Below are 24,292 nucleotides of genomic sequence, written 5' to 3'. Positions count from 1 at the left end.
CGCCGCCGCTCAGGCGGCGTCGTCTTCGTCCTTCCAGCCCCAGTACATGAAGCAGGGCGGCACATTGATCGGCTCGATCGCGTTGTCGATCCGCTTGAAGTGCCGCGCCATGAAGGTGCGGGCACGCGGCGTGAACTGATAGACCAGGAATGCGCCGCCCTTGCGGATCACCCGGTACGTTGCCGCCGCGATCGCGGGGCCCACGCCGTCGGGCAGGGTCGAGAACGGCAGGCCCGACAGCACGTAGTCCGCCTTCTCATGCCCATGGGCTCGCACGATCGCTTCCACGTCGGCAGCCGATCCGTTGACCGCGACGAAGCGGCTGTCAGAGATCGTGCGGCGCAGATATTCGATGAAGCGCGGGTTGGTGTCGATGACGATCAGCATCGCATCGCGCCGCATCCGGTCGAGCACCGGGCGGCAGAAGGTGCCGACCCCCGGGCCGTATTCAACGAAAAGCTTGCAGTTATCCCAATCGACCCGCGACAGCATGCGGTTGATGGTGAAGCGTGAGGACGGAACGATCGAGCCGACCATGACCGGGTTGCGCAGGAAGCCGTCGAAGAAGACGCCCCATGGCCCCAGGGTTTGCTTGATTTTCCGCTTGATCTTCTGGGGAAGTGCCTCGCGGGCAAGCTCGGAACTGGTCATGCTGGCGAATGCTCTCGCGCTGTTATCGTGTCATGGAAGTGCCATGCGGTGGCAGATTAGCTCTGCCATTGCAAGGCGGTGGGAGCGGCTAGTCCAGATAAACCGTCGCTCCGTCAGAGAATTTCGTGGACCTTTTCCATCGGGCGGCAGAGCCGGGCGCCCTTGCCGGTTTCGACCAGCGGACGTTCGATCAGGATGGGCTCGGCCGCCATCGCTGCGAGCACGGTAGCATCATCGGCGGAGGGCAGGTCGCGTTCCTCGGCATCGGTGCCACGCATGCGCAGGCCCTGCTGCGGTGTGATCCCCGCATCCTTGTAAAGCTGGGCGAGCTTTTCGGCCGTGGGCGGCGTCTTGAGGTATTCGATCACTTCCACGTCCATGCCTGGGGTCTCTTCCAGAATGGCCAGCGTCTTGCGCGAAGTGCCGCACTTAGGGTTGTGCCAGATGGTGGCTTTCATGGCTTGATCCTCATTGTCCTGTTGATGTTGGCTGGGGTTCTGGCGGCGCCAGGGCGGGAACGGCCTTCGCCGCATCCTCGCGGGTAATGCCGGGAGCGGGGGCGGCGCTGATCGTCTCTACGCGGCGCGCAACGGCACCGGCGCGTTGGATCGCGCGCACCAGTCGGGGATAGACGCCGCAGCGGCACAGGTTGGGGATCGCTTCCTTGATCTCCGCTTCGCTGGGGTTGGAATTGCGCGCAAGCAGGGCTGCACCGCTGATAACGATACCCGGGGTGCAATAGCCGCACTGGATCGCCTGTTCGGCGACCATGGCCTGTTGCACAGGGTGCGAGCGGTCGTCCGAAAGCCCCTCGATGGTGACAACAACGCGGCCCTCGCATTCGGCCAGCGTGATGAGGCACGAGCGCAAGGCGGTGCCGTCGACCATGACCATGCAGGCACCGCAATCGCCCACGCCGCAGCCGTATTTGGTACCCGTCAGATTGGCGGCATCGCGCAGGGCCCAGAGCAGGGGCGTCTGCGGGTCCATGTCGAATTCGACCGGGCGTTGGTTGACAGTCAGGCGCGGCATCGGTTTTCCCTTAAGCCGTCGCGCGCGGGATCGCCAGAGCCGCTGCGGTGCAATTGAGCCCGCTCCACCGATTTCACGCCGTCAGGTCGACGTGGACTTTGGTGCCCCGGTTGGAGCCGCGCACCTGCTGCATGGTGGCGGGCAGTGCCCGCAGCCCAGCGCCGGGTTCGCCGCAGCCTTGCTGCCCATGCGCAGCCATTCCGTCCCCTTGCCCACCGCCACCAATTCGACCGCGTATTCATCGCTGAACTGGCCGGGCGCATAGTCCCAGCCCTGTCCCTTGGTCATCGAGATGTCGGTGCCGCAGATGCCGCATCGCTGCACGCGCAGCAGGACCCCGCTGGGGTCGGGTTCGGGATCGGGCAGCGTCTCGATCGTGACCGGCCCGCCGCTGCCCGCATCGCCGTTTACTCCGCGGCGCTGATGGTGAGGCGCACGGGCTCGAGTCCTTCCACCGCGCCTTCCAGCAGATCGCCCGCTGCAATCGCGCCGACGCCTGCCGGGGTGCCGGTGTAGATCAGGTCACCGGGTGCAAGGTGGTACATCCGTGAGAGATCCGCGATCAGTTCGGGGAGGGGCCATGTCATTTCCGCCAGAGAGGCGTCCTGTTTCACCGCGCCGTTCTGCGAAAGCGTGATACGCTGCTCTGCGATGGGGCCGAACGCAGCGGCGCGGGTGATCGGAGCGATCACCGCCGCGTTCTCGAAATCCTTGCCGGTGTCCCAGGGATAGCCCCTGTCCTTCGCGGCGTTCTGCAGGTCGCGCCGGGTCATGTCCAGGCCGCAGGCATAGCCGAGCACGACGTCCATGGCCTCTTCGGGCGAGACACGGAACGCAGGAGCGCCAATGGCCGCGACGAGTTCCATCTCGTAGTGGCAATTTGCGGTGCCCGGCGGGTAGGGGATGGTCTCGCCACTGTGGCAGAGAGCTGCGGGAGCCTTGGTGAACCAGATCGGTGCTTCGCGGTCGACTTTATTGCCCAGTTCGCGGGCATGGGCTTCGTAATTGCGCCCCACGCAGAAAATGCGGCGCACAGGGAAGCGGGCCTCCTCGCCGGTGATGGGAACAGAGGGCGTTTCAGGCAGCGCGAACAGCAGGCTCACGAGCATATCTCCTTGCTAATGCGCTCTGCATAGGCCGGGGCATGGCGCCGGAGAAGCGGTCTGTCGCCATGGGGCAACGCTCTTGCTCCCGCCCGCCAAGCGCCTACATTCGGTTATGTGACCCAAGAACAATACCTCTCCGGGAGAATTCTGCTGGCGATGCCCGGCATGTTTGACCCCCGCTTCGAGCGCTCGGTCAACGTGATCTGCATGCATGACGAAAACGGCGCGCTCGGCATCGGCATCGGGCATGAGCGCGAAGGCGTCAGCTTCCACGAAGTGCTTGAGGAACTGGACATCGATCCGGGCGTCGCGCCCGATTGCCCGGTTTTGCACGGCGGTCCGGTCGAGCCTGGACGTGGTTTCATTCTTCATTCCACCGACTGGGGCGGGACGGATACGCTCATGGTCCAGCCGCTCTGTGCGCTGTCTGCCTCGATGGATATCCTGCGGGCCATCGCCGAAGGCAAGGGGCCAAGCCGCTGGCTAATGGCGCTGGGTTATGCGGGCTGGGGCGCCGGACAGCTGGAAGGCGAGATGCGCCATCATGGCTGGTATGCGGCCGACGGCCATCCTGAAATTCTGTTCGACACCCCGGTCGATGCCCGCTGGAGCGCGACATGGCGCGCCGAGGGGATCGATCCGGCGCTGCTCTCCACCGAGACCGGTCGGGCCTGAACGCTCAGGCCACGCAGTCGTGGATACGGATGTCCAGATCCGCGATCATTGGCATGAGCCCTGCTAGCGACTGCTGGAGGCTTTCGCTGCCGATGTGCCGATCCATGGCATCCTGACCGGCATAGGCCTCCACCACGCGATAGGTGTCAGGCTCTTCGCGGCATTTCCCGGCATGATAGAACAGCACGCCGGGATTGGCTGCGCGCACTTTCGGCATGATATCCGCCAGGGCCGCTTCGTACTCGCTGGCTCGCTCCGGATGCAAGCGGACCGTTGCCACCACCAGGATCATACCGTCAGTACGTGCGTTCGACGATCTTGTTGTCGTTCGAAGCGCCGCCTTCGAAGTATCCGAGGCCATAGTCGCCCTTGATCGTGGTGCGCTGCATCCGGCGTCCGTACTTGGGCGGATGGCCGGAAACGGCGTGCAAGGCGCGCCAGTTGTCCCAGATGAGCATGTCGGTGGGCGACCACTGGTGCCAGTAGGCCAGGTCCTTCGAGAGTTCGACGATCTCGCGCGAGACTGCCTCCAGCAGAGCTTCACCTTCGGGCGTTTCATCGCCCTCGATCCCCTCGGCCATCCATGGCGAGACGTGGAGCACCTTTTCGCCGGTGGTTCGGGTCCACACGGCGGGATGGACGGCGCGCGGGACATCCCTGGACTCTTCCATCACGATGTCCGAACTCGGCTTTTCGGAATGGACCCGGTACCCGGCCGGTGCGCCGAACCGGTAGTTCGCCATGTAGACGTTCATCCGGTAGAGGATGTTGCGGTCCTCGATCTTCTCGCGCAGTTCGGGCGACAGCGCATTGTAGAGGTCGATACCGTCGACGAATCCGGTGCGTCCGCCTTCGGGCGGAATGTCGATCGCGCGCAGTACACCAGCACGGTTAAGCTCGTTGTTGTAGGCATGGTCGAAATGCCAGGGCAGCCACGATGCGAGGGTTACGCCGTCCACATCGATGTCGCCAGGTTCGCCAGGCTTCATGGCCATGTCGATGACGCCGGGCATCGAATCCTGATCCACGCGGGCGACGGCCTTGCTTGGATGATCCTTGAGCGGACCGAAGATGTCGCTGAGGGCCACGTGCATCCGGGGCGAAGGCTCGACATCGGAAAAGACGATCACGCCGTGCTTGTCGAATAGCGCGTTGACCTCGTCGCGGATGGCCGGGTCCTGCGTCTGTTCCAGTGTGATGCCGCGAATACGGACGCCAAAATTGCGGCCCTCGGTCAGCGGCTGCACATCAAGTCCGGACATCATTCTCTCCTCAATTTCCGCCGGCGGGTCTCTCGATCAGGTCGTCACCAGCCTTGCACCTTCGGGATTGGCATCTGGCGTGCCGTGTTCCGCGTGCCATTGGTCTGCCGCATCATAGCAGGCCTCGACAATTCCCGAATAGGTACGCCGGAACTCGGCGCGCTGTTCGGGATGATCGAAGATGAAGGCACGATTGTTCCGGACGGCATCAAGCACCATCGGCGCCACCGCATCGGGCGAATAGAACGCCATCGACTTCGCGTTGGCCGAGGCCTCGCTGACATGCACCTCTGCCTCACCCGGACCGCCGAACTTCGCGGGACGGTAACGGGCGTTGTTGTCCTTCATGCCGGTGGCCACGCCGCCCGGGCAATAGCTGGTGGTGAAGACGTTGTGCTCTCGCAATTCGAGGCCGAGGTTCATCATCAGTCCGATGATCCCGGCCTTGGCGGCGGAGTAGGGCGCATGAACAGGGATCCAGCCGGGCAGCAGCCCCGCCATCGAGGCGGTCGCGCATATATGGCCTTCCCCGGCGGCGATCATGTCCGGCAGGAATGCGCGCGTGGTGTTCATCACCCCGTGGAGGTTGACCTGCAGGATCCAGTCGACGTCGTCGTCGCTCATCTCCATCAGCGGTTCGAACGAGGTTGCTCCGGCATTCGCGAACAGCAGCTGCGCCGGACCGAAGGCGGCGTGAACTGCGTCATGCATGGCGTTGATCGAGCGGCGTTCGCATACGTCGCAGGCCAAGGCGATAGCTTCGCCGCCTGCGGTGCGGATAGCGGTGGCGACCTTTTCTGCGTTTTCCAGCATGATGTCGGTGACGGCGACCCGGGCGCCCTGACGGGCCAGTTCCTTGGCCAGTCCCATCCCGATCCCATTACCGCCACCCGTGACGACAGCCGTGCGACCTGCGATTTCGGTCATGCCTGTTCTTCTCCCGCTTGTTCTTCGTTCCGCCCCTTATCGGCCGGACACGCCCGCCACCGCAGCGGCGGGCGTGTCGAAGCGTTATGCCATAACGGGCTCTTCGGCTTTCAGTTTCGGCATGACCTTGTCGGCAAAGAGCTTCATCTGCTCGTACACATCCTCGTAGGGCATGCCGCCGAAGCTGAAGTTGGCGATGATCTCGTAGTCGCCGACCATGCGCTTGCGTTCGAGGTGCTTCTCGTAGAGTTCCTCGGGCGTGCCGATCAGGTTGCCGCCGATGTAGTCCTTGTAGGCATTGTGCGCCCCGCCACGCGCCTCGGCGGCTTCACCCATATAGGCATATGTGGCGTAGCTCGGCAGCGACTTGAAGTGGTCCGACATGAACTCGTAGTGGTTCGCCACCTGCAGGAACTGCGCCGCGAAGTACTTGTCGGTGTACTCGGTCACCTTCTCCTTGCTGTCGAAGCAGACCATGAAGTCGGAGATGATGAACGGCGGTGCGGTCTTGCCGTGCTTGGCCTTGAAGGTGTCGCGGTAGTTGTTGATCTCGGGCAGGGCCTTCGACCAGTCGCCCTGACTGAACCGCAGGGCCTTCAGGCCATAGTCGGCAGCGACTTCGGCGGAAGATGGCGACATCGAGACCATCACCGCGCGGTCGCGGTTCCAGCCTTCGGGGCGCGGGCGAATTTCGGTTTCGGGGATCTGGAACCACTTCGTGTCAGCCTTGACGATTCCGGTCTCCAGCCCGTCCATGATGATCAGAGCGGCTTCATCGAAGATCTCGCGGCTGTCGGCCAGATCGCGGCCGAACGACTTGAACTCGCGGCGGGCGGCGCCGCGGCCCATGCCGAGCACAGCGCGGCCCTCGCTCAGGCTGTCGAGCATGGCCATCTTCTCGACCACCCGCAGCGGATCGTTCCAGGGCAGGATGATCGCGGCGGGCATCAGCTTGATGGTCTTGGTCTTGGCCGCGACGTAGCTCAGCGCCTGAACCGGGTCGGGGCAGGCCGCATAGTCGGTGAAGTGGTGCTCGACACATGCGGCGAAGTCGAAGCCCATGGCCTCGGCCTCGACCATCAGCTGAGTCTCGCGGCGGAAGAATTCCATGTCGCTTTCGCCGCGAAGGTTCTGGTAGCCCAGATGTACGCCTACCTGCATTGATCTCTCTCCTCGTGAATTCGGGTGTATCGTGAGGCGGCTTCAGGCCGCCGCGTCTGCCATTTGTGCGGGGGCCGTCACCGGCTCTTCGCCGTTGAGGGTGCAGCGGTGGAATTCACGCTTGCTGCCTGCCTCGAAAGGCATGGCGCGGTGCATCATGCCGGTGTTGTCCCAGATTGCGAGGTCACCCAGCTGCCACTTGTGGCGATAGACGTACTTGTCCTGCGTTGCGTGGAGCATCAGCCGCTGCAGCAGATCGTGGCTCTCGGCCGGGTGCATGCCTTCGACCCAGGCCCCCGATGTGCTGAGCACGAGAGACTTGCGGCCCGATTTGTGCTGCCAGACCAGCGGGTGCGAGCGCTGCGGATAGCTGCACCACAACGCGAATTCCTCGGGCGTGCAGTCTCGCTTGGCGGGAAACAGCGCGGCTTGCATGGTGTGGACCACGCGCAGCGTTTCGAGCCAGGCCTGTTCGTCCACAGGCAGGTCCTCGTAAGCGGCATAAGTGCTGGCAAACATGGTGTCGCCGCCCCGTTCGGAAAGCCGGTAGGGGGTGAAGAGCGTGGCGAAGGGCGGCACTTCCTCATAGGTGCCGTCCATGTGCCAGAGGTGGTTGCCGAACAGGAATCTGGCGTATTCCGGGTTGACCTTGGGGTCGAGGCTGACCTTGAGAATGCCCTCGTCACCTTCGTTCAACGTCTTGCCGTCGGCGCCGCGCTTGGAGCCGCCAATGCGCAGATCGCCCAGGGTGCGGGCCACGGTGCGCAGTTCCTGATCGTTGAGGTGCAGGCCCCGAATGATCAGGGCGCCCCGATCGACCAGCAGTTTGCGGATTTCCTGCGCGCGTTCGCCGCTGAGCAGCGCGGCCTTGTCCAGCTTGAGTTCGGACCCGATCCTCTGCGTCAGGTCCACTGACGGTATTGTCATTTCCTCTCCGCTCCCGGTTGCATGGGTCGGCCGCGCCTTGCATGCGGTCCGATGGCGTTTGATTGTTACCTTGATCGTTTCAATAACACTGATTCGTGCCCTCGTCACGATCAAAAATCACGTCTCATGTACATTTTGAAACCTTATGCGTTTTAAAATAATTTGCTGCGGCTTTCCCAACGCGTTACGGTGTGCCAGATGGGACAGGATCAGCAGCGAGGAGCACTTGGCCGTGACAGGAAGGCGCCGGACATAATGGAGCAGCCCGAACGCAGAAGACCCGGCAGGCCATCGCTCAGCAACGAGGAGCTGCTCGACAAGGCGCTCGACCTGTTTCTCGATAAGGGGTTTTCCGGCACCAGCATCGATGCGATCTGCGCGAGCGCGGGTATGGCCAAGCGCACGGTCTACGCCCGCTATGGCGACAAGGAGAGCCTGTTCAAGGCCGCGCTCAGCCGCGCGATCGACGAATGGATCGTGTCGGTGGAAAGCCTGCGCGCGCAGGAAAGCGACGACTTCGAAGCCAGTCTGATGCGCATCGGCGAAATGCTGGTGAAGAATGTTCTCGGCCCGGCGGGCCTGCGGCTGTTGCGCCTCACCAATGCGGAATCGGTGGCGATGCCCGAGATCGCGCAGGAGAACGTGCGGCATGGTACCGAGCCGACGCTGCATTACCTCGCCGATCTGTTCCGGCGGCGCCTTGGCGACGAGGGCGGCGAATTCCCGCAGGCAGAAGATGCCGCGCAGGCCTTTCTCAACATTGTGGTAGGTGGACCGGCCAACAACGCAGCGTGGGGCATGCGGATGGAAATGGCTTCGATCGAACATCACACGCGCTATTGCGTGCGCCTGTTCCTGCACGGGCTGCTCGACGAGGCGGGACCTCCCGCGAAGAGCGAGGCGGGGCAACTGCGGCGCGTGCTGCGCGATGCCGAGGAGAGGCTGAGCGAAGCGAGAGCGCGGATCGACGAGGCCGCGCGGCTGGTCCGGGATTAGGCCGTAAACTCATAAACGGCACCGTCGAGGTTTGAGGCAAAATGGCTCAGCGCAAGGAGAGAAGGCGAAGGAATATGTCGATATTTCAAGACTTCTCGACGCAGCGATGGGCCATTTTGGTCAAATCGCTTCGCGACGCCCAAATGGCTTCCATCTCGAACCAAATCGCCCTTGGAAAGGCTACCAGCCTTCCCGGCGGGCAATTTGGCCCGATATGTTCGCCATTTGGGCGCCTCGACGGTGCCGTTTATGAGTTTACGGCCTAAGAAGTCACATGCGCCATCAGCGCATCGTCCAGCGCTTGCGGTGAGAACGGCTTGAGCCGGTCGAATTGCCCGGCCTGCACCAGCCTGGGCCAGTCCGGTTCGGCAATCATGGCGCGGCCCACGGCGACAAGATCGAAATCGCCGCGGTCGAACCGGCGCATCAGGTCGTCGAGGCGTGAGAGGTCCAGCTGCGAGGTCCTGCCTTCGCCGAGGTTGGAAAAGAAATCGCTGTCGAGCCCGATCGAGCCGATCGTGCATGTGGGCACGCCGGTCACCTTCTTGACCCAGCCCGCAAGGTTCAGGTCTGATCCGTCGTCGAACGCAGGTTCCCAGAACCGGCGCTGCGAACAGTCGATGAGGTCCACCCCGGCCTCGACGATCAGGCTGAGCAGCTCCTCCAGTTCTTGCGGGCTCTCGGCAAGGCGGGCGTTGTAGTCGACCATCTTCCATTGCGAGAGGCGCAGGATTAGAGGCATTCCGGGTTCCAGCTCGGCCCGGCAGGCGCGGATGACCTCGGCTGCGAATTGGCCCCGCGCGCGCGGCGAGCCGCCATAGCGGCCAGTGCGGTGGTTGAGCGCCTTCCACAGGAACTGGTCGATCGGGTAGCCGTGCGCACCGTGTAGTTCGATGCCGTCGAAGCCGAGTTCCACGGCCTTGCGCGTGCCGCGAGCATAGGCGGCGATGACCGCGTCGATTTCGGCTTGGGTCATGCCGTCGCAGACCTTGTTCTGCGGATCGATATAGCCGGAGGGGCTGACCTGCCCGAGCTCGGGCCGAAAGGCGACGGGCCCGCCGGTCAGCACGTCCGGTCCCCGGTAGATCAGGCCTACATGCCATAGTTCGGGTACGCAGATGCCCCCTTTGGCATGGACCCTGGCCGCGACATTGCGCCATCCGGCAAAGGCGTCCTCGCCGTGAAACCGGCCGAGCAGCGGATTGTCGCCGGAGGAGGGGTGATCGATATAGACTCCCTCGGTCATCACGAGGCTTGCCCCGCCTTGCGCGCGCCGGGCGTAGTAGTTTGCCGCTTCGTCACCCGGTACGCCGCCTTCGCAGACCTGCAGGCCCATGGGCGGAAAGACGATGCGGTTGGGCAAGGTGAACTTGCCGAGCCGGAACGGCGTGAACAGGGGGCTGAAATCGGTCAAGGACGCTCTCCACGGCGGAGCCGCGAGGTCCCTGGCGCGCGGCGCTTTCAGTTTTCTGGGGCCCGGTCCTTGCTCGCCAGCCACCCGAGGTCCTCGGGCCGGTCCACGTCGAAATGTATGGCGGGATCTGGACAGTCGTCAAATACGACGTCGCTGCGTGTCCGCAGCAGGCGGCCCGCGCCTTCGTCTCCGGTCAAGCTGACGATGTCGGGAAACGCTCTGGCGGAGAGCAGGGCCGGGTGGCCCGGCCGGCCGTCATGCCGGGGCAGGGCGGCATAAGCGGAGCCCATCAGCTCCGCGAGCCGGGCCGCCTCCCCATGCGGCACGACGGGCATGTCGCCGAGGAAGATGAAGGCGCCGTTCGCACCGGCGGCTGCGGCAATCCCGGTCTTGAGCGATTCCGAAAGGGCCGGGCTGTCGAGGCGCACGACTTCGACCGGGGGGGCATCCGGCCACGTTCCGGTTTCGAGGCCGGGCCGGGCGACGACGATCACGCGTGAGACCGGCGCGGCGCGGGCGGCGCGGATCGCATGAAACAGCAGGGGTTCGCCGTCCAGCAGCGCGCTGAGCTTGTCGCTGCCGAAGCGTGTGGCGTGGCCCGCCGCCAGGACGACGGCGACGAGGTTCACGCCCGCTCGCTCGCCGGATTGAGGGCCTGCATGATCTCGGCGATGATCCCGGTCGCGACCTCCCAGGGCGATTTGCCGAGGCCGGTGATGCCCGGCGACAAATGCAGTCGCGCCAGTTCTTCCGGCGTGGCGCCGAGCGCTTCCAGTGCCGCCAGCCGTCCCGGTGCGCGCGATTTCGCACCGATCATGGCGACATAGCCGGCCTTGCCGCGCAGGGCGGCGAGACAGCCGCCAAGATCATGCTCATCCTCATGCGTGGCGCCGAGATAGGCAGTCCAGCGATCGACGCCCAGAGTGGCCACGGCTTCCGCTGTCGCCGTCCGCAAATACTGCGAGACCGGGAAGGGTGGTGGTGCTTCCGGTCCTTGCGGCCTTACCAGAATGGTCTCGAAACGAGCCAGCGCCCCCAGTTGCGCGGCGGCCAGAGCGCCTGGATCGCCGCCTGTAACGATCAGCCGCCGGGGCGGATCATAGCGCCGCACGATGCGCGCGGGATTGTCCTCGAATGCCAGCAGCGGGCCGGTGCCCTCAAGCACTCTGGAGGTGAGGCCGTCGCTGTCCCACCGGCACACCCGCCGTTCGCGGGCATGGCGCAGCAGGTTGGCAACTGCGGTGCTGGCGGGATCGATGCGCTCAAGCAGGACGAAGAGAGCACCGCCGCAGCGCAGGCGAATATCGATCCACGGGCTGCCGGTGCCGTAATGCAGGCGGCGCGGCTTGCCGTCCACGAGCACTTCCGCGGCGTGACCGGCGACGTCGCCTTCGATGCAGTCACCCGAGAAGTAGCCGGTGGCGGCGATCTGGCCATCAGGGCCGGAAGTGAACAGCATTTGCGCACCTGGCCCGCGCGGAGCGCTGCCTTCTACCTTGAACAGCGTTGCGAGTGCAGCAGGTTGGCCAGCGGCAACCGCGTCAGCCAGCGCCGGACGAATGTCGTCAGTCCAGCCGAATGTCGGCCAGTCACCGTTTTCGATGGTGCCGGTCACGCCAGCCAAATCCTGTCGTGGCATGGTGTGGCGCGACTGTCTGTGCAGGTGAGAAAGTGATACATTGTGTATCGCAACTATTGTGTGGCAGCGCGCTTTTCAACCTTGTCGCCGATCAGCGGCGCAATGACCAGACGGTGAAGGATCGTTGCGACGTCTTCGGCACTGAGGTCGTTCTCCTGACCCAGCCACCAGGCGAGGATGTCGAACGTCGACCCGGTGCCATGAACAACGCCGAGGTCGGATGGCAGCCAGTCGGGTCCTGTCCGTGCCTCTTCCACCAGCGCACGCGCCTGACGGATGAATTCATCGCGCACGATCGCGGCGGCACCTCCGGTCAGCAGCGCCGACCACAGTCGTGAATGCTCCGCGACATAGCGGCAAAGGGCCATGGTCGATTCATAGCTGTTGGTTTGATAGAGCACCGGGACGGTCATCGCGAGCAAGTTGGCGATCTCGTCGGTCGCAATGTCGTTCAGCAGCGCTTCCTTGTCCGGATAATGCCGGAAGAACGTGGCATAACCCGTTCCTGCCCGGGCCGTGATCTCGCGGATGGTGAGTTGGTCGAACGAGCGTTCTTCAAGAAGCGCGAGCAAGGCGGCATTTAGCGCCTTGCGCGAACGAATCTGTCGCGCGTCAGTCGGCATGGCGCGCTTTGCGGATGTCAGGGTGCCCTCCATGAATGTCCCGTAACACTCTGTCGTAAAAGTGTCGATTCCCGCCCGGAAGTTGGCGGCGTTCGTTCGCTGTGCGGATTCAGGCAGGAATTTCAGCCTTCGCCGATGCGGTCGGCGAAAAGCAGGCGTCCGCCGGACAAGTGCCAGAGCGCTTCGTTGAAGTTCTCGTTGCTCATGGCGAAGCAGCCTTCGCTGCGGCCGAGTTTGCCCCATTTGTCGATCATCGCCTGATCGACATACCAGGCTGGATGCATGACGATCGCACGTTCGAGCGCCAGCGAGTTGTCCGGGTCGAGCCCCACCAGCCGGATAGAGGTGCCGTACTTGCCCTTGTACCATTCGCAGGTGAGGAAGGCCCCGCGCGAGGTCGCTTCCGAGCCGGGCATGTTCGAGAAACTCTGGAGCCAGCCACTGTGCTCAGGATCGGAGCCCTTGCCATGTGCGAGCAGGAAAGACCGGACGGTTCCCGCTTCCAGATTGGCGAAGTGCAGGCGCGGCTTCCACGAGGGCTGAGCGAAATCGGCGATGCCGACCAGATCGTTGCGCCAGATTTTCGAGCCGACCCGTTGAATCTGGCTGGCCGCGACATCGAGCACGCGGCGTTGGTAAGGTGTCACAGGCGAAACGCTCGCGGCCACGGCGGTTGCCTCTTGGGCAACTGCGCGGCCTCCCAGCGTCAGGCCTACGCCTGCCGTCAATCCGCCCTTGATGAACGCTCTTCGTTGCATCGACCGGTCCATGGCGACACATTTAACACAACCCGGGGCCCCGGGCCAGCCATCGCATGCAAGCGATGGCCTCAGCCCGGCGTCACATCATCGCTGTTCAGGCGACGATTTTCAACGGTTTGCGCTGGTTCTGACGCATCCAGTCTTCAAGGACGGGCGCAATATGCTTGCGCCACTTGCTGCCGTTGAAGATGCCGTAATGCCCCACGCCGTCGGCCATGTAGTACTTCTTGCTTTCCTCAGGCAGATTGTGGGCGAGGTGCAGAGCTGCCTTGGTCTGGCCGATGCCGGAAATGTCGTCCTTTTCGCCTTCGACGGCGAGCAGTGCAGTGTCGCGGATACCGCCAAGGTCGATCACTTCACCGCGATGGACGAATTCGCCATTGGGCAGCGAGTGGCGCTGGAAGACGTGCTCGACGGTCTGGAGGTAGAACTCGGCGGTAAGGTCGCAGACAGAGCGGTACTCGTCATAGAACGCCTTGGTTGCTGCCGCGCTTTCGCCGTCACCTTCGACCAGATGCTTGTACATGCCGTAGTGGCTCATCATGTGGTTGCCCAGGTTCATTGACATGAACCCGGCCAGCTGCAGGAAGCCCGGATAGACCTTGCGGCCAGAACCCGGGTAAGTCAGCGGCACGGTAGCGATGACATTGTGTTCGAACCACGAAAGCGGCTGGTTCATGGCCACGTCGTTGACGCTGGTCGGCGCCTCGCGGGTATCGATCGGTCCACCCATCATGGTCAGCGTGGCCGGACGGCACGGATCCTCGTGCTTGCCCATCACCGCGGCGGCGGCGAATGCCGGCACAGACGGCTGGCACACGGCCAGCATGTGTGCCCCCGGACCGATGTGCTGGAGAAACTCGATCAGATAATCGATGTAATCGTCCAGATCGAAATGACCGGCTTCCATCGGCACCATCTTCGCGTCGGCCCAGTCGGTGATGTAGACGACGCTTGATTCGAGCATGCGCGCCACCGTGCCGCGCAGCAGCGTGGCGAAGTGGCCGCTCATCGGCGCGACGATCAGCAGTTTGGGGGCATTGGCGGGCAGGCCGTCGTGGCTGAAGCGGAGCAGGTTGCCGAAGGGGCGGTGCACGATGATCGACTCGACGACATCGTGGCTCTTACCGCCAACCGTCACCTCCTCGATGTCGAAATCGGGCTTGCCGCGCGGCATCGTGGCATGGGCGAAGACTTCCAGGGCAGACGCCATCGACGCTCCAAGCCCGAAATAACCCATTGGCAGCGAGGGATTCGATAGAATCTCCGCGCTGACGGAGGCCCAGGCAGCAGCACCGTTCAACAGGGTGCGCTGCAGTTCATATGCATTGTACAGCAAGATACGTCTCCTGGCCGGGCCTGCCGGTCGTGCAGTCTTATGGCACTCTATTTGGGGTTTCGGATCCTCTTGTGCAATGCGGCAATTCCGAATTGTGCCGGTCGAATTTCCCTTTGAACCGCCGGAAATCCTGCAAGTCCTTCGGGCAACGGGCCTTTCCCTGAGCGGCAGGACGCTGTATGGGCGCGCGGCATGGACGCCAACCCCGGCATGGCCGCACCGCCAGCTAGCGAAACACCCGCCGAACAGATTTCCGCGCCGCGCCGCCGGAGTCTTGGCCCCCTGCGTATGGTCTGGGGGCAGCTGTTCAACTATCCCGGTCGCTCGCTGGCGGCGCTATGTGCGCTGATCGTCACGGCGACGTCCACGCTGGCGATTCCCTGGGGTTTCCGGCAGATCGTCGACAAGGGGTTCGCGCAAGGGGCAGACCCTTCGGCTATCGGCAAGTGGTTCCTGATCCTGCTGGCGACCGTCTGTGTGCTGGCTGTCGGTACGGCGATCCGCTTTTACATGGTCTCATGGCTTGGCGAGCGGGTCGTCGCCGATATCCGCCTACGGGTGCAGCGCCATCTGCTGACGCTGTCGCCGAGCTTCTTCGAGACCAACAGCCCCAAGGAAATCTCCTCGCGCATGACCGCCGACACCGCGATCATCGAGCAGATCGTGGGCACGAGCGTCTCGATCGCTCTGCGCAACGCGATCATGGCTGTAGGTGGAACCATTTACCTTGTCGTTCTGGCACCTCTGTTCACGGCCGGATTGCTGGGAACGATCATGGTAGTCCTGCCGCCGATCGTCCTGTTCAGTCGCCGTCTGCGCGCAGTGTCGCGCAGCAGTCAGGACCGGGTGGCCGATATCGGCGCGATGACGACCGAAGTACTCGGCGCCTTGCGCGTGGTTCAGGCGTTCAATCAGGAAGCCCGCGAATTCGATCGCTTTGCAGGGGCAGTCGAGCGGACGTTCGCCACCGGCAAGCGCCGTATCACGATCCGCGCGATCATGACCGCGGTGATCATGTTCCTGATCTTCGGGTCCATCACGCTGATGATGTGGCGCGGCGCGGTCGGCGTGGCCGAAGGCACGATCACCGGCGGCACCATCGCCGCCTTCGTGATCACCGGCGGTCTGGTGGCAGGGGCTTTCAGTTCGCTGTCGGACGTCTATGGCGATCTGGTGCGCGGCGCCGGTGCGGCCAGCCGTCTGGCCGAGTTGCTTGATGAACGCCCGCAGATTTCGGCTCCTGCGCGTCCGCTGGTTCTGCCCGAACCGGCGCGTGGCAAGATCGCCTTCGAGCGCGTGACCTTCCGCTATCCCTCGCGGCCCGATACGGCGGCCTTGCACGACTTCAGCCTGACGGTGGAGCCGGGCGAGACCGTCGCGATCGTCGGCCCGTCCGGCGCGGGCAAGTCGACGCTGTTCCAGCTCGCCGAGCGCTTCTATGATCCGCAGAGTGGCGTCATCAAGGTGGACGGCGTGCCGCTGACCTCCGCCGATCCCGCCGCGATCCGTCAGCGCATGGCACTGGTGCCGCAGGAGGGTGTGCTCTTCGCCGCAAGCGCGCGCGACAACCTGCGCTATGGCAACTGGATGGCGGATGACGCCGCGATCTGGGAAGCGGCGCGGGCGGCCAATGCCGAGAAGTTCCTGCAAGAGCTGCCGCAAGGGCTCGACACGTTCCTTGGCGAGGATGGGCTGCGACTGTCCGGCGGCCAGCGCCAGCGTGTCGCGATTGCGCGTGCGCTGCTGCGCGATGCGCCGATCCTGCTGCTCGACGAAGCGACCAGTGCGCTCGACGCGGAAAGTGAACAGCTGGTGCAGCAAGCGCTGGATACGCTGATGGCCAACCGCACGACGCTGGTCATCGCTCACCGCCTGGCCACCGTGCGCAAGGCGGACCGGATCGTCGTCATGGAAAACGGACGCATCGTCGAGCAGGGCAACCATGAAAGCCTTGCTGCTGCGGGCGGGCTTTATGCGCGTCTGGCCTCGCTGCAGTTCGACGAACGGCTGATGCCGCTCGGCTAACGACATTTCCGGACTGGCGTTGCGCGATCCGGAAATTATGTTGCGCATATATGACCGGCCGTCCGGGTCCGGTTTACAAGCCCTTTCCTGATTGAGAGGTCGTCAATGCGCAACCTTCTGGGCCGTGCCCTTGCCGCGTCGGCAAGCGTTTCCGCCTTTGTCTTTTCGCTTTCTGCTGCGCCAGCCCTTGCAGGCGCGGACCCGCTCGCTCCTTCGACGGATTGGGGCGACTTCGGTGTCCAGACCCAGTGGATGGATGCCGCCGTCAAGCCCGGTGACGATTTCGATGCCTATGTCAACGGCAAGTGGCTGGCTTCGGTGAAGCTGCCTGCGGACCGTACCCGCTGGGGCTCGTTCATCGAACTGAACGAACTGTCGCAGCAGCGGTTGCACGCGATCGTCGACGGTCTGCTGGCCTCGAGCCCCGCCGAGGACTCCGACGCGGCGCGCGTGGCGGCGGCCTACAAGTCCTTCATGGACACCGACGCCATCGAGAAGGCCGGGCTCGCTCCGGCGCGGCCTTATCTGAACCGCATTTACGCGGCGAAGACCCCGGCTGATGTGATGCGCCTGTTCGGCGAGCCCGGCTATGCCTCGCCGGTCAGCGCCTGGGTGGACGCCGATTCCAAGCAGAGCGACATCTACGCCCTGCACGCCAACATCGGCGGCCTGGGCATGCCCGATCGCGATTACTACCTGAAGCAGGACAAGCGCTCGCTGGAAATCCGCGCGAAGTATCTGGACTACCTGACCTTCATGCTGGGCAAGGCCGGGTATGCCGATCCCGCCACTGCGGCCAAGGCCGTACTTTCGCTCGAAACGCGCATAGCGCAGACCGACTGGGACCGCGCCGGTGCCCGCAACCGCGATCTCACCTACAACAAGCTGTCGGTCGCTGATTTCGAGGCGCTGGGTGCGCCCGGGTTGCTGAAGACGTTCCTCGACACGGTGGGCGCGGGCAAGGCCAGTTACGTCATCGTCGGTGAGATGCCGCCGACGCCGGATGAGCTGAAGACGGCAGGCATCGATGCGGCGAAGGCGCAGACGCTGTTCGGCGGCGGTATGCCCGCACTGGCCAGGCTGTTCGACACGGTTCCGGTGTCCACCTGGCAGGCCTATCTCGCGGCGCATTTCCTGAGCGATCACGCGTCTGTCCTGCCGAGCGACGTTGATGCCGCCAGTTTCGATTTCTACGGCAAGACGTTGACTGGCCAGCCTGAGCAGCGTCCTCGCTGGAAGCGCGGGATCAGCGCAATCGAGCGCGAAGCGGGCGAACTTCTTGGCAAGATCTACGCTGAAAAGTACTATCCGCCCGAGCAGAAGGCGGCGATGGCGGACCTGGTTGCCAACTTGCGCAAGGCCATGGCGGAAAACCTCAAGGACCTCACGTGGATGGGGCCGGAAACCCGCAAGCAGGCCGAAGCCAAGCTCGATGCCTTCACGCCCAAGATCGGCGCGCCCGACAAGTTCAAGGAATATGAGGGGCTGACCTTCTCGGGCACTGATCCGCTCGGCAACATGATCGGTGCGGGCAAGTGGCAGACAGACTTTGACATGAACCGTATCGGCAAGCCGGTGGACAGGTCCGAATGGGCAATGCTGCCCGAGACGGTGAACGCCTACTACAACCCGAGCTTCAACGAGATCGTCTTCCCGGCCGCGATCCTGCAGCCGCCGTTCTTCAATCTCACGGCCGATCCGGCGGTGAACTACGGCGCGATCGGCGCGGTGATCGGGCATGAGATGAGCCATGGGTTCGACGATCAGGGCGCCAAGTCCGATGGTAGCGGCAACTTGCGCAACTGGTGGACGCTTGCCGATCAGGCGGCATTCGAGAAGCTGCAGGACAAGCTGGGCGCGCAGTACGACCAGTTCTGTCCGTTCGATGATGGCAAGACCTGTGTGAACGGCAAGCTCACGATGGGTGAGAATATCGGAGACCTTGGCGGACTGAGCATGGCCTACCGCGCGTACAAGCTATCGCTGAACGGCAAGGAAGCGCCCGTGATCGACGGCGTCACCGGGGACCAGCGATTCTTCATGGCCTGGGCGCAGATCTGGCGCTCAAAGACACGCGAGGAGCAGTCCCGCCAATACCTCATCGTCGACCCGCATTCGCCTGAACACTACCGCATCAATGGCATCGTCCGGAACTTCGACGAATGGTACAAGGCGTTCGATGTGAAGCCGGGCGACAAGCTTTACGTGCCGCCGGAGCAGCGCGTGCGTATCTGGTAGCGAATTGCTGCATGGGACCGGCAAGGATCCTCGTGCCGCCCGGTCCCATGGAGTATGAACTCTCCCAACAATTTTTGCGCTGCAGCGCGAGCCGGGTTGACTTGCCCGGCCCGTCGGGCATGACCTGCCGCCGATGGACCTGACCTTTACTGCGATCCTCCTCGGCGTCGTCGAGGGCCTCACCGAGTTCCTGCCGGTCTCATCGACCGGGCACCTCATCCTCGCCACCGAACTGTTCGGCTACGATGCCGCCCAGTGGTCGACCTTCAATATCGTGATCCAGCTGGGTGCGATTCTGGCCGTGATCGTGCAGTTCTGGCGCACATTCTGGGCCGTTGGGATGGGGCTGCTCAAGCTGAACCCGACGTCGATCCGCTTCGTGCGCAATGTGCTGGTGGCGTTTCTGCCCTCGGCGGTGATCGGGCTGATGCTCAAGGATTACATCGACGCGCTGCTCGGTCAGCCAAGTGTGGTGGCATGGGCGCTGATCATTGGCGGCTTTGCCATTCTCGGGATCGAAAAAGTCGCGAAGCAGGGACCGCTGACGGGCGTGGCCGAACTTCCCCTGGTCAAGTGCATCGGTGTCGGCGTGGCGCAATGCCTGGCCATGGTGCCGGGCGTGAGCCGCTCGGGCGCCACGATCATGGGGGCGCTGGCGATGGGCGTGGAGCGTCGCACTGCTGCCGAGTTCAGTTTCTTCCTCGCGGTGCCGACGATGATGGGCGCGACCACGCTGGAGTTGTGGGGCGCCCGGCATGAACTGGCTGCGGGCGCCGGTCCGGTGGGCTGGAACGAGATCGCGATCGGTTTCTTCGTGTCCTTTGTGGTGGCACTGGTCGTCATCAAGGCATTCATGGCCTTCGTCAGCCGGTCGGGTTTTGCGCCCTTCGCCTGGTATCGTATCGTTGCCGGCGCGGCGGCACTGTTCCTGCTCGCGCGAATCTAACCGGCAAGGGAGGCCAGCATGGGAAAGGGACTGGGGCGCAAGGACTACGAAGCCCTGCTTGAGCCGATGCAGGAGGAACTGGTGTCGATGGCGCGCTGGGCCGATGCCACCGGCGCACGCATTCTGGTGCTGTTCGAAGGGCGCGATACTGCCGGCAAGGGTGGGGCCATCCACGCGATCCTGGAACACCTCAATACCCGTCAGTGCCGCACGGTGGCGCTTCCCGCCCCCAGCGCGCGCGAACGCGGGGAGTGGTATTTCCAGCGCTATGTCCCGCATCTGCCCGCCGCGGGCGAGGTCGTGCTGTTCGACCGTTCCTGGTATAATCGGGCGGGCGTCGAGAAAGTGATGGGCTATGCCACCGAGCCGCAGGTGGAGGCATTCCTGCGGCAGGCCCCGGTGTTCGAAAAGCTGCTGACCGACGACGGTATCCTGCTGTTCAAGTACTGGCTCACCTGCGATCAGGAAGAGCAGGAAGAGCGCCTCAGGGAGCGGCTGGATGATCCGCTCAAGCGCTGGAAGCTCTCCCCGGTCGATCTGGCCGCGCGCGAGAAATACAAGGACTATACCAAGGCGCGCGAGCACATGCTTGATGCGACGCATACGCGGCATGCTCCGTGGACGCTGGTGGACTTCAACGACCAGAAGCATGGCCGCCTTACCCTGATTCGCGACTTGCTCGACCGGTTGCCCGATACGCGCTGCGATCCGCCCGAACTGGAGATGATGCCGCTCGATGGAAAGCCGAAGACGGAGAAATTCGGCGCTCTGGAGCCAATCAAGCCGTTTCCGCTGCCCTGATAGGCCCCCTCCGGCTTGACTTTCCCCCCTCTCTGACGCATGGGCCGCAGCCTTGAAGGGCGGCGCATTGTTGCCGCCCGAAGTTTTTCAACGGAACAGGCCGACCTGCCAGGGCGGCTAACACGAGAGATTACAGGAACCCGCCATGGCGAAGCCCGCAACCGTAAAGATCCGTCTGGTCTCGACCGCCGACACCGGCTTCTTCTACGTCACCAAGAAGAATCCGCGCAACACGACCGAGAAGATGACCTTCCGCAAGTATGATCCCGTCGTTCGCAAGCACGTCGAGTTCAAGGAAGCCAAGATCAAGTAAGGTTCACAGGCCATTCAAGGCTGTGTACCTACGGACATAGCCATGAAGAACCTGACCCAGACCTTTCGCAATTGCGTTGGCGCGGCCGCTTTGGCCGCGCTTTCCGTTCCTGCCCTTGTTCCGGCAGTTCCTGCCATTGCCGCGAGTCCGGCGGAGACCGGCAGGCTGGACCAGGCCGTCACAGCCCTGCGCGGAATCTCGACGATGAAGGCGGACTTCATCCAGACCGACCGCAAGGGGCAGACCGTGCGCGGCACGCTGACGCTAAAGCGACCGGGCCGCATTCGTTTCCAGTACGAAAAGAGCGCGCAGATGCTGATCGTGGGCGACGGCAAGGCGCTTACGCTGGTCGACTATGCCGTCGATCAGGTGCAGCGCTGGCCGATCAGCGACAGCCCGCTGGGCGCGCTGCTCGATCCGCGCCGCGACGTGGCGAAGTTCGGCAAGGTCCTGCCGACGGGCAATCCCGACGTCATCAGTGTCGAGGTGCGGGACAAGTCCCATCCCGAATATGGCGTCATCACCCTGATTTTCACCCGCAAGGCCTCCGCGCCGGGCGGACTCGAACTGACCTATTGGGTGGCGCTCGATTCGCAGAATCAGCGCACCACGATTGCGCTCTCCAACCAGCGTTACGGAGTGCCTGTGACAGACAGCGATTTCCGCTGGACGGACCCGCGCAGGAAGTCTCGTCGATAGAAAACGGCGGTTTGCCGCAAGGTGCCGCTGGCCCGCGACAAATTGCGACAGTTTCCTGAATATCGTTCACCTAACAGCAAGGCAGTCAGGCCTAATGTGAACCGGTCAGTACGGCTTGAGGCGGGTTTCCCCCCTGTTGCCCACGCCTCCTGAACCGGCTGTACTGATACTAGCGTGACGAACGCTTACAGGAACCCTCGAGCCTCTGCCCCCGGCTCGAGGGTTTTCCTGTTTTTGACCCGCCTTTCCCGCCCGGACGGGCTGCGAGCGGCACCTCGCTGCGCTTCCGGTGCTCACGGCCAGAAGGCCGCTGCGCGCCGGTTCTCGCTCGGTACCATTCTCGCTCCGGCCGGACGAAAAATGCAGGCCAAAAATGCACATCTCCGCCCGCTCATCCTGAGCTTGTCGAAGGGGGCTCTGGCATTTCCGGAACGCGGTGCCTAAAGCCGGCGGCATGAAGATCGCTACGTGGAACATCAATTCCGTCCGCCTCCGCATCGATCAGGTCGAGCGGTTCCTGACCGAGCACGCGCCCGATGTGCTGTGCCTGCAGGAGATCAAGGTTGCCGAAAACCTCTTCCCGCACGAGATGTTCGAACGCCTTGGCTATACCCACCGCGCCATCCACGGGCAGAAGGGCTACCACGGCGTCGCCACCGTCTCGAAAGTCCCGTTCACCGAGTTCAGCCGCCACGACTGGCAAGACAATGGCGAGGCTCGCCATGTCGGCGTTGAATTGCAGGGGGGCATGATTCTCGAGAACGTCTACATCCCCGCGGGCGGTGACATTGCCGATCGCGAACTGAACCCCAAGTTTGGCCAGAAGCTCGATTTCCTCGGCCGCATGACCGAATGGGCGGACAAGATCGACCGGCCGACGCTGATCGTCGGCGATTTCAACATCGCTCCGCTCGAGTGCGACGTTTACAATCACAAGGCGCTGATCAAGGTCGTCAGCCACACTCCGATCGAAGTGGAGACGCTGAACCGGTTCAAGGATGCCCACGGCTGGGTTGATCTCGGCCGCCAGTTCATTCCGGCGCCCGAGCGCAACTATTCCTGGTGGTCCTATCGCAGCTACTGGCGCAACAAGGATCAGGGCCGCCGCCTCGACCATATGTGGGCATCTCCTGACCTCGCGCCGCAGGCGAAGGGGCACTGGTTCGTCGAGGAAACCCGCAAGTGGGAACAGCCGAGCGATCACATCCCGCTGATCACGGAGTTCGATCTCTGAACGCAGCGCTGCCTTCTCCCGGTGCCCGCCGGGTGGCACTGGCGCTCGATGCGCTGCGCCACGGCTGGCCGGTGCGGGTGGGCAACGGCGCGGTGCTGTTGCCCGCCGAGACCGGCTTCGCCACCGGGACCACGGCGCCGCGCATGCTGATCTCGGCGGCGCGGGCGGTGACGCTCAAGCTTGCAAACCAGCGCGAGGCGGCCGTGCCCGAGGCTCCGGTGCTGATCCGCGCGGCCGAACCGTTCGATCTGGAAACCGCCCGCGCCGTCGCTGATCCGGCGCTGGATCTCGTTCACCCGATGAAGGGGCCTTTCGCCGCAGAGCCTATCGGTGACATCGAGACGGCCCGCACCGCGATGGAATTCGCCCGGCTTGCAGGCATTCTGCCAGCGTTCCTCGTTGCTCCCGTTCTTGAAGGCGAGGTGCAGGACGTTTCGCCTGCCGATCTCGCCGAATGGAAGGATACCGGCCGCCTCCAGATCGCATCACGCGCCCGGCTGCCGGTTGAGGCTTGCGAGGACGCTGAAATCGTCGCTTTCCGCGCACTCGACGATTTGCGAGAGCACGTCGCCCTTGTGATCGGCAAGCAGAACAGCGACAGGGCGCCGCTGGTACGGTTGCATTCCGAATGCCTGACCGGCGACATTCTCGGCAGCCTCAAGTGCGATTGCGGGCCGCAGCTTCATGCCGCACTTCATGCCATGGCGGATGAAGCCCGGGCGGGCGGCTGGGGCGTGCTGCTCTACCTGCGGCAGGAAGGGCGCGGCATCGGTCTAGTCAACAAGCTGCGCGCTTACCGTCTTCAGGATTTCGGTTTCGACACCGTCGATGCCAACAACCGTCTCGGCCTGCCCACCGAAGCCCGCGATTTCCCGGTCGCGGCGCGGATGCTGGAGTTGCTGGGAGTCCATGCGATCCGGCTGATGACCAACAATCCGGCCAAGGTCGAGGCGCTCAGGGGCGTAGGAGTCGATGTGGCTGAAAGGGTGCCGCACCAGTTGCCGCCCAACCCGCATAATGCCCGCTATCTAGAAACCAAGCGGGACCGGACAGGCCACCTGCTCTGATGATAATTGGGCCGGAGTGCCGGTGGGCACCCCGGCATCCGCTCACGGCATCAGCAGGCCTATGCCTGCGATCACGGCTGAAACTGTCCCTATGAACAGGGCGGCCCTGGTCATGTCCTTGAACTTGAATCGGTCGATGTGCTGTGCCCGGTAGGCGCGATATTGCTTCGCTGCATCAGGGTTCGAGGCGAGCATACCGAGATCCAGCGGGGTGGCGACACGGTCGAACCAGTTGGTCAATTCGGCAAGTTCCTCCGGTGTGTTGTCGGGATAACGGATGAGGAGCGCGGCGATGCGGGCGCGCTCTTCGTCGGCGATGACGCCGGCGTTTTGCGGATTCATGGTTTCTCTCGTTCTGAACAGGATGAGAATGCGGCGCGCGGCAGGGCGCGGCGCAGCTGGTCCGGTTCAGGCGAGGGGCGGTGCGGTGCTGTCCGGCAGGCGGGCCGGGTGGCC

27 protein-coding genes are annotated in these 24,292 nt (G+C 63.7%); 10 read left to right on the top strand and 17 right to left on the bottom strand.

The genetic code is table 11. The features are described 5' to 3' along the window. Positions 1 to 9 precede the first annotated feature (9 nt). The 5 genes from MTR64_RS07695 to MTR64_RS07675 form a co-directional block, all read right to left on the bottom strand. The gene (locus MTR64_RS07695) at positions 10 to 651 is read right to left on the bottom strand and encodes a class I SAM-dependent methyltransferase (RefSeq protein ID WP_243992500.1); all 642 of its coding nucleotides are present in this window, start codon (positions 649 to 651) and stop codon (positions 10 to 12) included. Between the two features lie 113 nt (positions 652 to 764). Beyond that, positions 765 to 1,109 carry an arsenate reductase (glutaredoxin) gene (arsC, locus tag MTR64_RS07690; RefSeq protein WP_243992498.1) on the bottom strand — a complete coding sequence of 115 codons (345 nt, stop codon included), beginning with the start codon at positions 1,107 to 1,109 and terminating at the stop codon, positions 765 to 767. Between the two features lie 10 nt (positions 1,110 to 1,119). Beyond that, the gene (locus tag MTR64_RS07685) at positions 1,120 to 1,683 is read right to left on the bottom strand and encodes a (2Fe-2S)-binding protein (protein ID WP_243992496.1); all 564 of its coding nucleotides are present in this window, start codon (positions 1,681 to 1,683) and stop codon (positions 1,120 to 1,122) included. 81 nt (positions 1,684 to 1,764) lie between these two features. Further along, on the bottom strand, positions 1,765 to 2,007 hold the full coding sequence (locus tag MTR64_RS07680) for an alcohol dehydrogenase catalytic domain-containing protein (RefSeq protein WP_243992494.1): 243 nt from the start codon (positions 2,005 to 2,007) through the stop codon (positions 1,765 to 1,767). 83 nt (positions 2,008 to 2,090) lie between these two features. Then, positions 2,091 to 2,792 carry a fumarylacetoacetate hydrolase family protein gene (locus MTR64_RS07675; protein ID WP_268740808.1) on the bottom strand — a complete coding sequence of 234 codons (702 nt, stop codon included), beginning with the start codon at positions 2,790 to 2,792 and terminating at the stop codon, positions 2,091 to 2,093. Between the two features lie 153 nt (positions 2,793 to 2,945). On the opposite strand from MTR64_RS07675, the gene MTR64_RS07670 reads away from it, so the two are divergent. Next, the gene (locus tag MTR64_RS07670; RefSeq protein ID WP_419144928.1) at positions 2,946 to 3,464 is read left to right on the top strand and encodes a YqgE/AlgH family protein; all 519 of its coding nucleotides are present in this window, start codon (positions 2,946 to 2,948) and stop codon (positions 3,462 to 3,464) included. Between the two features lie 4 nt (positions 3,465 to 3,468). Here the strand turns inward: MTR64_RS07670 and MTR64_RS07665 are convergent, their stop codons facing one another. The 5 genes from MTR64_RS07665 to MTR64_RS07645 all read right to left on the bottom strand — a co-directional run bounded on the left by MTR64_RS07665 (position 3,469) and on the right by MTR64_RS07645 (position 7,741). Further along, positions 3,469 to 3,756, bottom strand: coding sequence for a putative quinol monooxygenase (locus tag MTR64_RS07665; RefSeq protein ID WP_243992490.1), 288 nt, complete (start codon positions 3,754 to 3,756; stop codon positions 3,469 to 3,471). A 4-nt stretch (positions 3,757 to 3,760) separates the two neighbouring features. Continuing rightward, entirely contained in the window at positions 3,761 to 4,726 is a 966-nt protein-coding gene (locus tag MTR64_RS07660) for a TauD/TfdA dioxygenase family protein (RefSeq protein ID WP_243992488.1), read from the bottom strand. A gap of 36 nt (positions 4,727 to 4,762) precedes the next feature. After that, positions 4,763 to 5,653, bottom strand: coding sequence for an SDR family NAD(P)-dependent oxidoreductase (locus MTR64_RS07655; RefSeq protein WP_243992486.1), 891 nt, complete (start codon positions 5,651 to 5,653; stop codon positions 4,763 to 4,765). An 84-nt stretch (positions 5,654 to 5,737) separates the two neighbouring features. Beyond that, positions 5,738 to 6,814, bottom strand: a complete 1,077-nt coding sequence (locus tag MTR64_RS07650; protein WP_243992484.1) for an LLM class flavin-dependent oxidoreductase — start codon at positions 6,812 to 6,814, stop codon at positions 5,738 to 5,740. A 42-nt stretch (positions 6,815 to 6,856) separates the two neighbouring features. Continuing rightward, complete coding sequence (locus tag MTR64_RS07645; protein WP_243992482.1) at positions 6,857 to 7,741, bottom strand: TauD/TfdA dioxygenase family protein; 885 nt, start codon at positions 7,739 to 7,741, stop codon at positions 6,857 to 6,859. Between the two features lie 255 nt (positions 7,742 to 7,996). On the opposite strand from MTR64_RS07645, the gene MTR64_RS07640 reads away from it, so the two are divergent. Next, positions 7,997 to 8,737, top strand: a complete 741-nt coding sequence (locus MTR64_RS07640; protein WP_243992480.1) for a TetR/AcrR family transcriptional regulator — start codon at positions 7,997 to 7,999, stop codon at positions 8,735 to 8,737. Positions 8,738 to 8,999: 262 nt separating this feature from the next. Here the strand turns inward: MTR64_RS07640 and MTR64_RS07635 are convergent, their stop codons facing one another. From MTR64_RS07635 to MTR64_RS07610, 6 genes are all read right to left on the bottom strand, one after another. After that, positions 9,000 to 10,151: a 12-oxophytodienoate reductase gene (locus tag MTR64_RS07635; RefSeq protein WP_243992478.1), complete on the bottom strand. Its 1,152-nt coding sequence runs from the start codon at positions 10,149 to 10,151 to the stop codon at positions 9,000 to 9,002. Between the two features lie 47 nt (positions 10,152 to 10,198). Beyond that, positions 10,199 to 10,780 (bottom strand): nucleotidyltransferase family protein, encoded by a 582-nt coding sequence (locus MTR64_RS07630; protein WP_243992475.1) that lies wholly within the window; start codon positions 10,778 to 10,780, stop codon positions 10,199 to 10,201. Beyond that, a complete protein-coding gene (locus MTR64_RS07625) occupies positions 10,777 to 11,766 on the bottom strand; it encodes an XdhC family protein (RefSeq protein WP_243992473.1) in 990 nt (329 codons plus the stop codon). The genes MTR64_RS07630 and MTR64_RS07625 overlap by 4 nt, the downstream gene beginning before the upstream one ends. 77 nt (positions 11,767 to 11,843) lie before the next feature. Continuing rightward, positions 11,844 to 12,446 carry a TetR/AcrR family transcriptional regulator gene (locus MTR64_RS07620; RefSeq protein ID WP_243992471.1) on the bottom strand — a complete coding sequence of 201 codons (603 nt, stop codon included), beginning with the start codon at positions 12,444 to 12,446 and terminating at the stop codon, positions 11,844 to 11,846. Positions 12,447 to 12,535: 89 nt separating this feature from the next. Then, a complete protein-coding gene (locus MTR64_RS07615) occupies positions 12,536 to 13,171 on the bottom strand; it encodes a murein L,D-transpeptidase catalytic domain-containing protein (protein WP_243992469.1) in 636 nt (211 codons plus the stop codon). Positions 13,172 to 13,268: 97 nt separating this feature from the next. Next, positions 13,269 to 14,513 carry a polyhydroxyalkanoate depolymerase gene (locus MTR64_RS07610; RefSeq protein ID WP_243992467.1) on the bottom strand — a complete coding sequence of 415 codons (1,245 nt, stop codon included), beginning with the start codon at positions 14,511 to 14,513 and terminating at the stop codon, positions 13,269 to 13,271. Between the two features lie 192 nt (positions 14,514 to 14,705). Here MTR64_RS07610 and MTR64_RS07605 point away from each other — a divergent pair, with 192 nt between their 5' ends. The 8 genes from MTR64_RS07605 (at position 14,706) to ribA (ending at position 23,836) form a co-directional block, all read left to right on the top strand. After that, positions 14,706 to 16,538 (top strand): ABC transporter transmembrane domain-containing protein, encoded by a 1,833-nt coding sequence (locus tag MTR64_RS07605; protein WP_243992465.1) that lies wholly within the window; start codon positions 14,706 to 14,708, stop codon positions 16,536 to 16,538. A 105-nt stretch (positions 16,539 to 16,643) separates the two neighbouring features. Then, positions 16,644 to 18,776: a M13 family metallopeptidase gene (locus MTR64_RS07600; RefSeq protein ID WP_243992463.1), complete on the top strand. Its 2,133-nt coding sequence runs from the start codon at positions 16,644 to 16,646 to the stop codon at positions 18,774 to 18,776. 133 nt (positions 18,777 to 18,909) lie between these two features. Then, positions 18,910 to 19,722 (top strand): undecaprenyl-diphosphate phosphatase, encoded by an 813-nt coding sequence (locus MTR64_RS07595; protein ID WP_243992461.1) that lies wholly within the window; start codon positions 18,910 to 18,912, stop codon positions 19,720 to 19,722. Positions 19,723 to 19,740: 18 nt separating this feature from the next. Beyond that, entirely contained in the window at positions 19,741 to 20,523 is a 783-nt protein-coding gene (ppk2, locus tag MTR64_RS07590) for a polyphosphate kinase 2 (protein ID WP_243992459.1), read from the top strand. A gap of 145 nt (positions 20,524 to 20,668) precedes the next feature. After that, entirely contained in the window at positions 20,669 to 20,836 is a 168-nt protein-coding gene (gene rpmG / locus MTR64_RS07585) for a 50S ribosomal protein L33 (RefSeq protein ID WP_086490179.1), read from the top strand. Positions 20,837 to 20,878: 42 nt separating this feature from the next. Beyond that, positions 20,879 to 21,535, top strand: coding sequence for a LolA family protein (locus MTR64_RS07580; protein ID WP_243992457.1), 657 nt, complete (start codon positions 20,879 to 20,881; stop codon positions 21,533 to 21,535). Between the two features lie 454 nt (positions 21,536 to 21,989). Further along, positions 21,990 to 22,769 carry an exodeoxyribonuclease III gene (xth, locus tag MTR64_RS07575; protein ID WP_243992454.1) on the top strand — a complete coding sequence of 260 codons (780 nt, stop codon included), beginning with the start codon at positions 21,990 to 21,992 and terminating at the stop codon, positions 22,767 to 22,769. A 32-nt stretch (positions 22,770 to 22,801) separates the two neighbouring features. Further along, positions 22,802 to 23,836 carry a GTP cyclohydrolase II gene (gene ribA, locus MTR64_RS07570; protein ID WP_243992452.1) on the top strand — a complete coding sequence of 345 codons (1,035 nt, stop codon included), beginning with the start codon at positions 22,802 to 22,804 and terminating at the stop codon, positions 23,834 to 23,836. Positions 23,837 to 23,878: 42 nt separating this feature from the next. Here the strand turns inward: ribA and MTR64_RS07565 are convergent, their stop codons facing one another. Continuing rightward, entirely contained in the window at positions 23,879 to 24,178 is a 300-nt protein-coding gene (locus tag MTR64_RS07565) for a hypothetical protein (protein WP_243992450.1), read from the bottom strand. Positions 24,179 to 24,292 lie beyond the last annotated feature (114 nt).

It is taken from the genome of Novosphingobium album (ex Hu et al. 2023), from assembly GCF_022832385.1.
GTDB classification, from domain to species: Bacteria; Pseudomonadota; Alphaproteobacteria; order Sphingomonadales; family Sphingomonadaceae; genus Novosphingobium; species Novosphingobium album.
The sequence above is the reverse complement of the archived record's forward strand: the minus strand, read 5'-3'. Positions and strand labels throughout refer to the sequence as shown.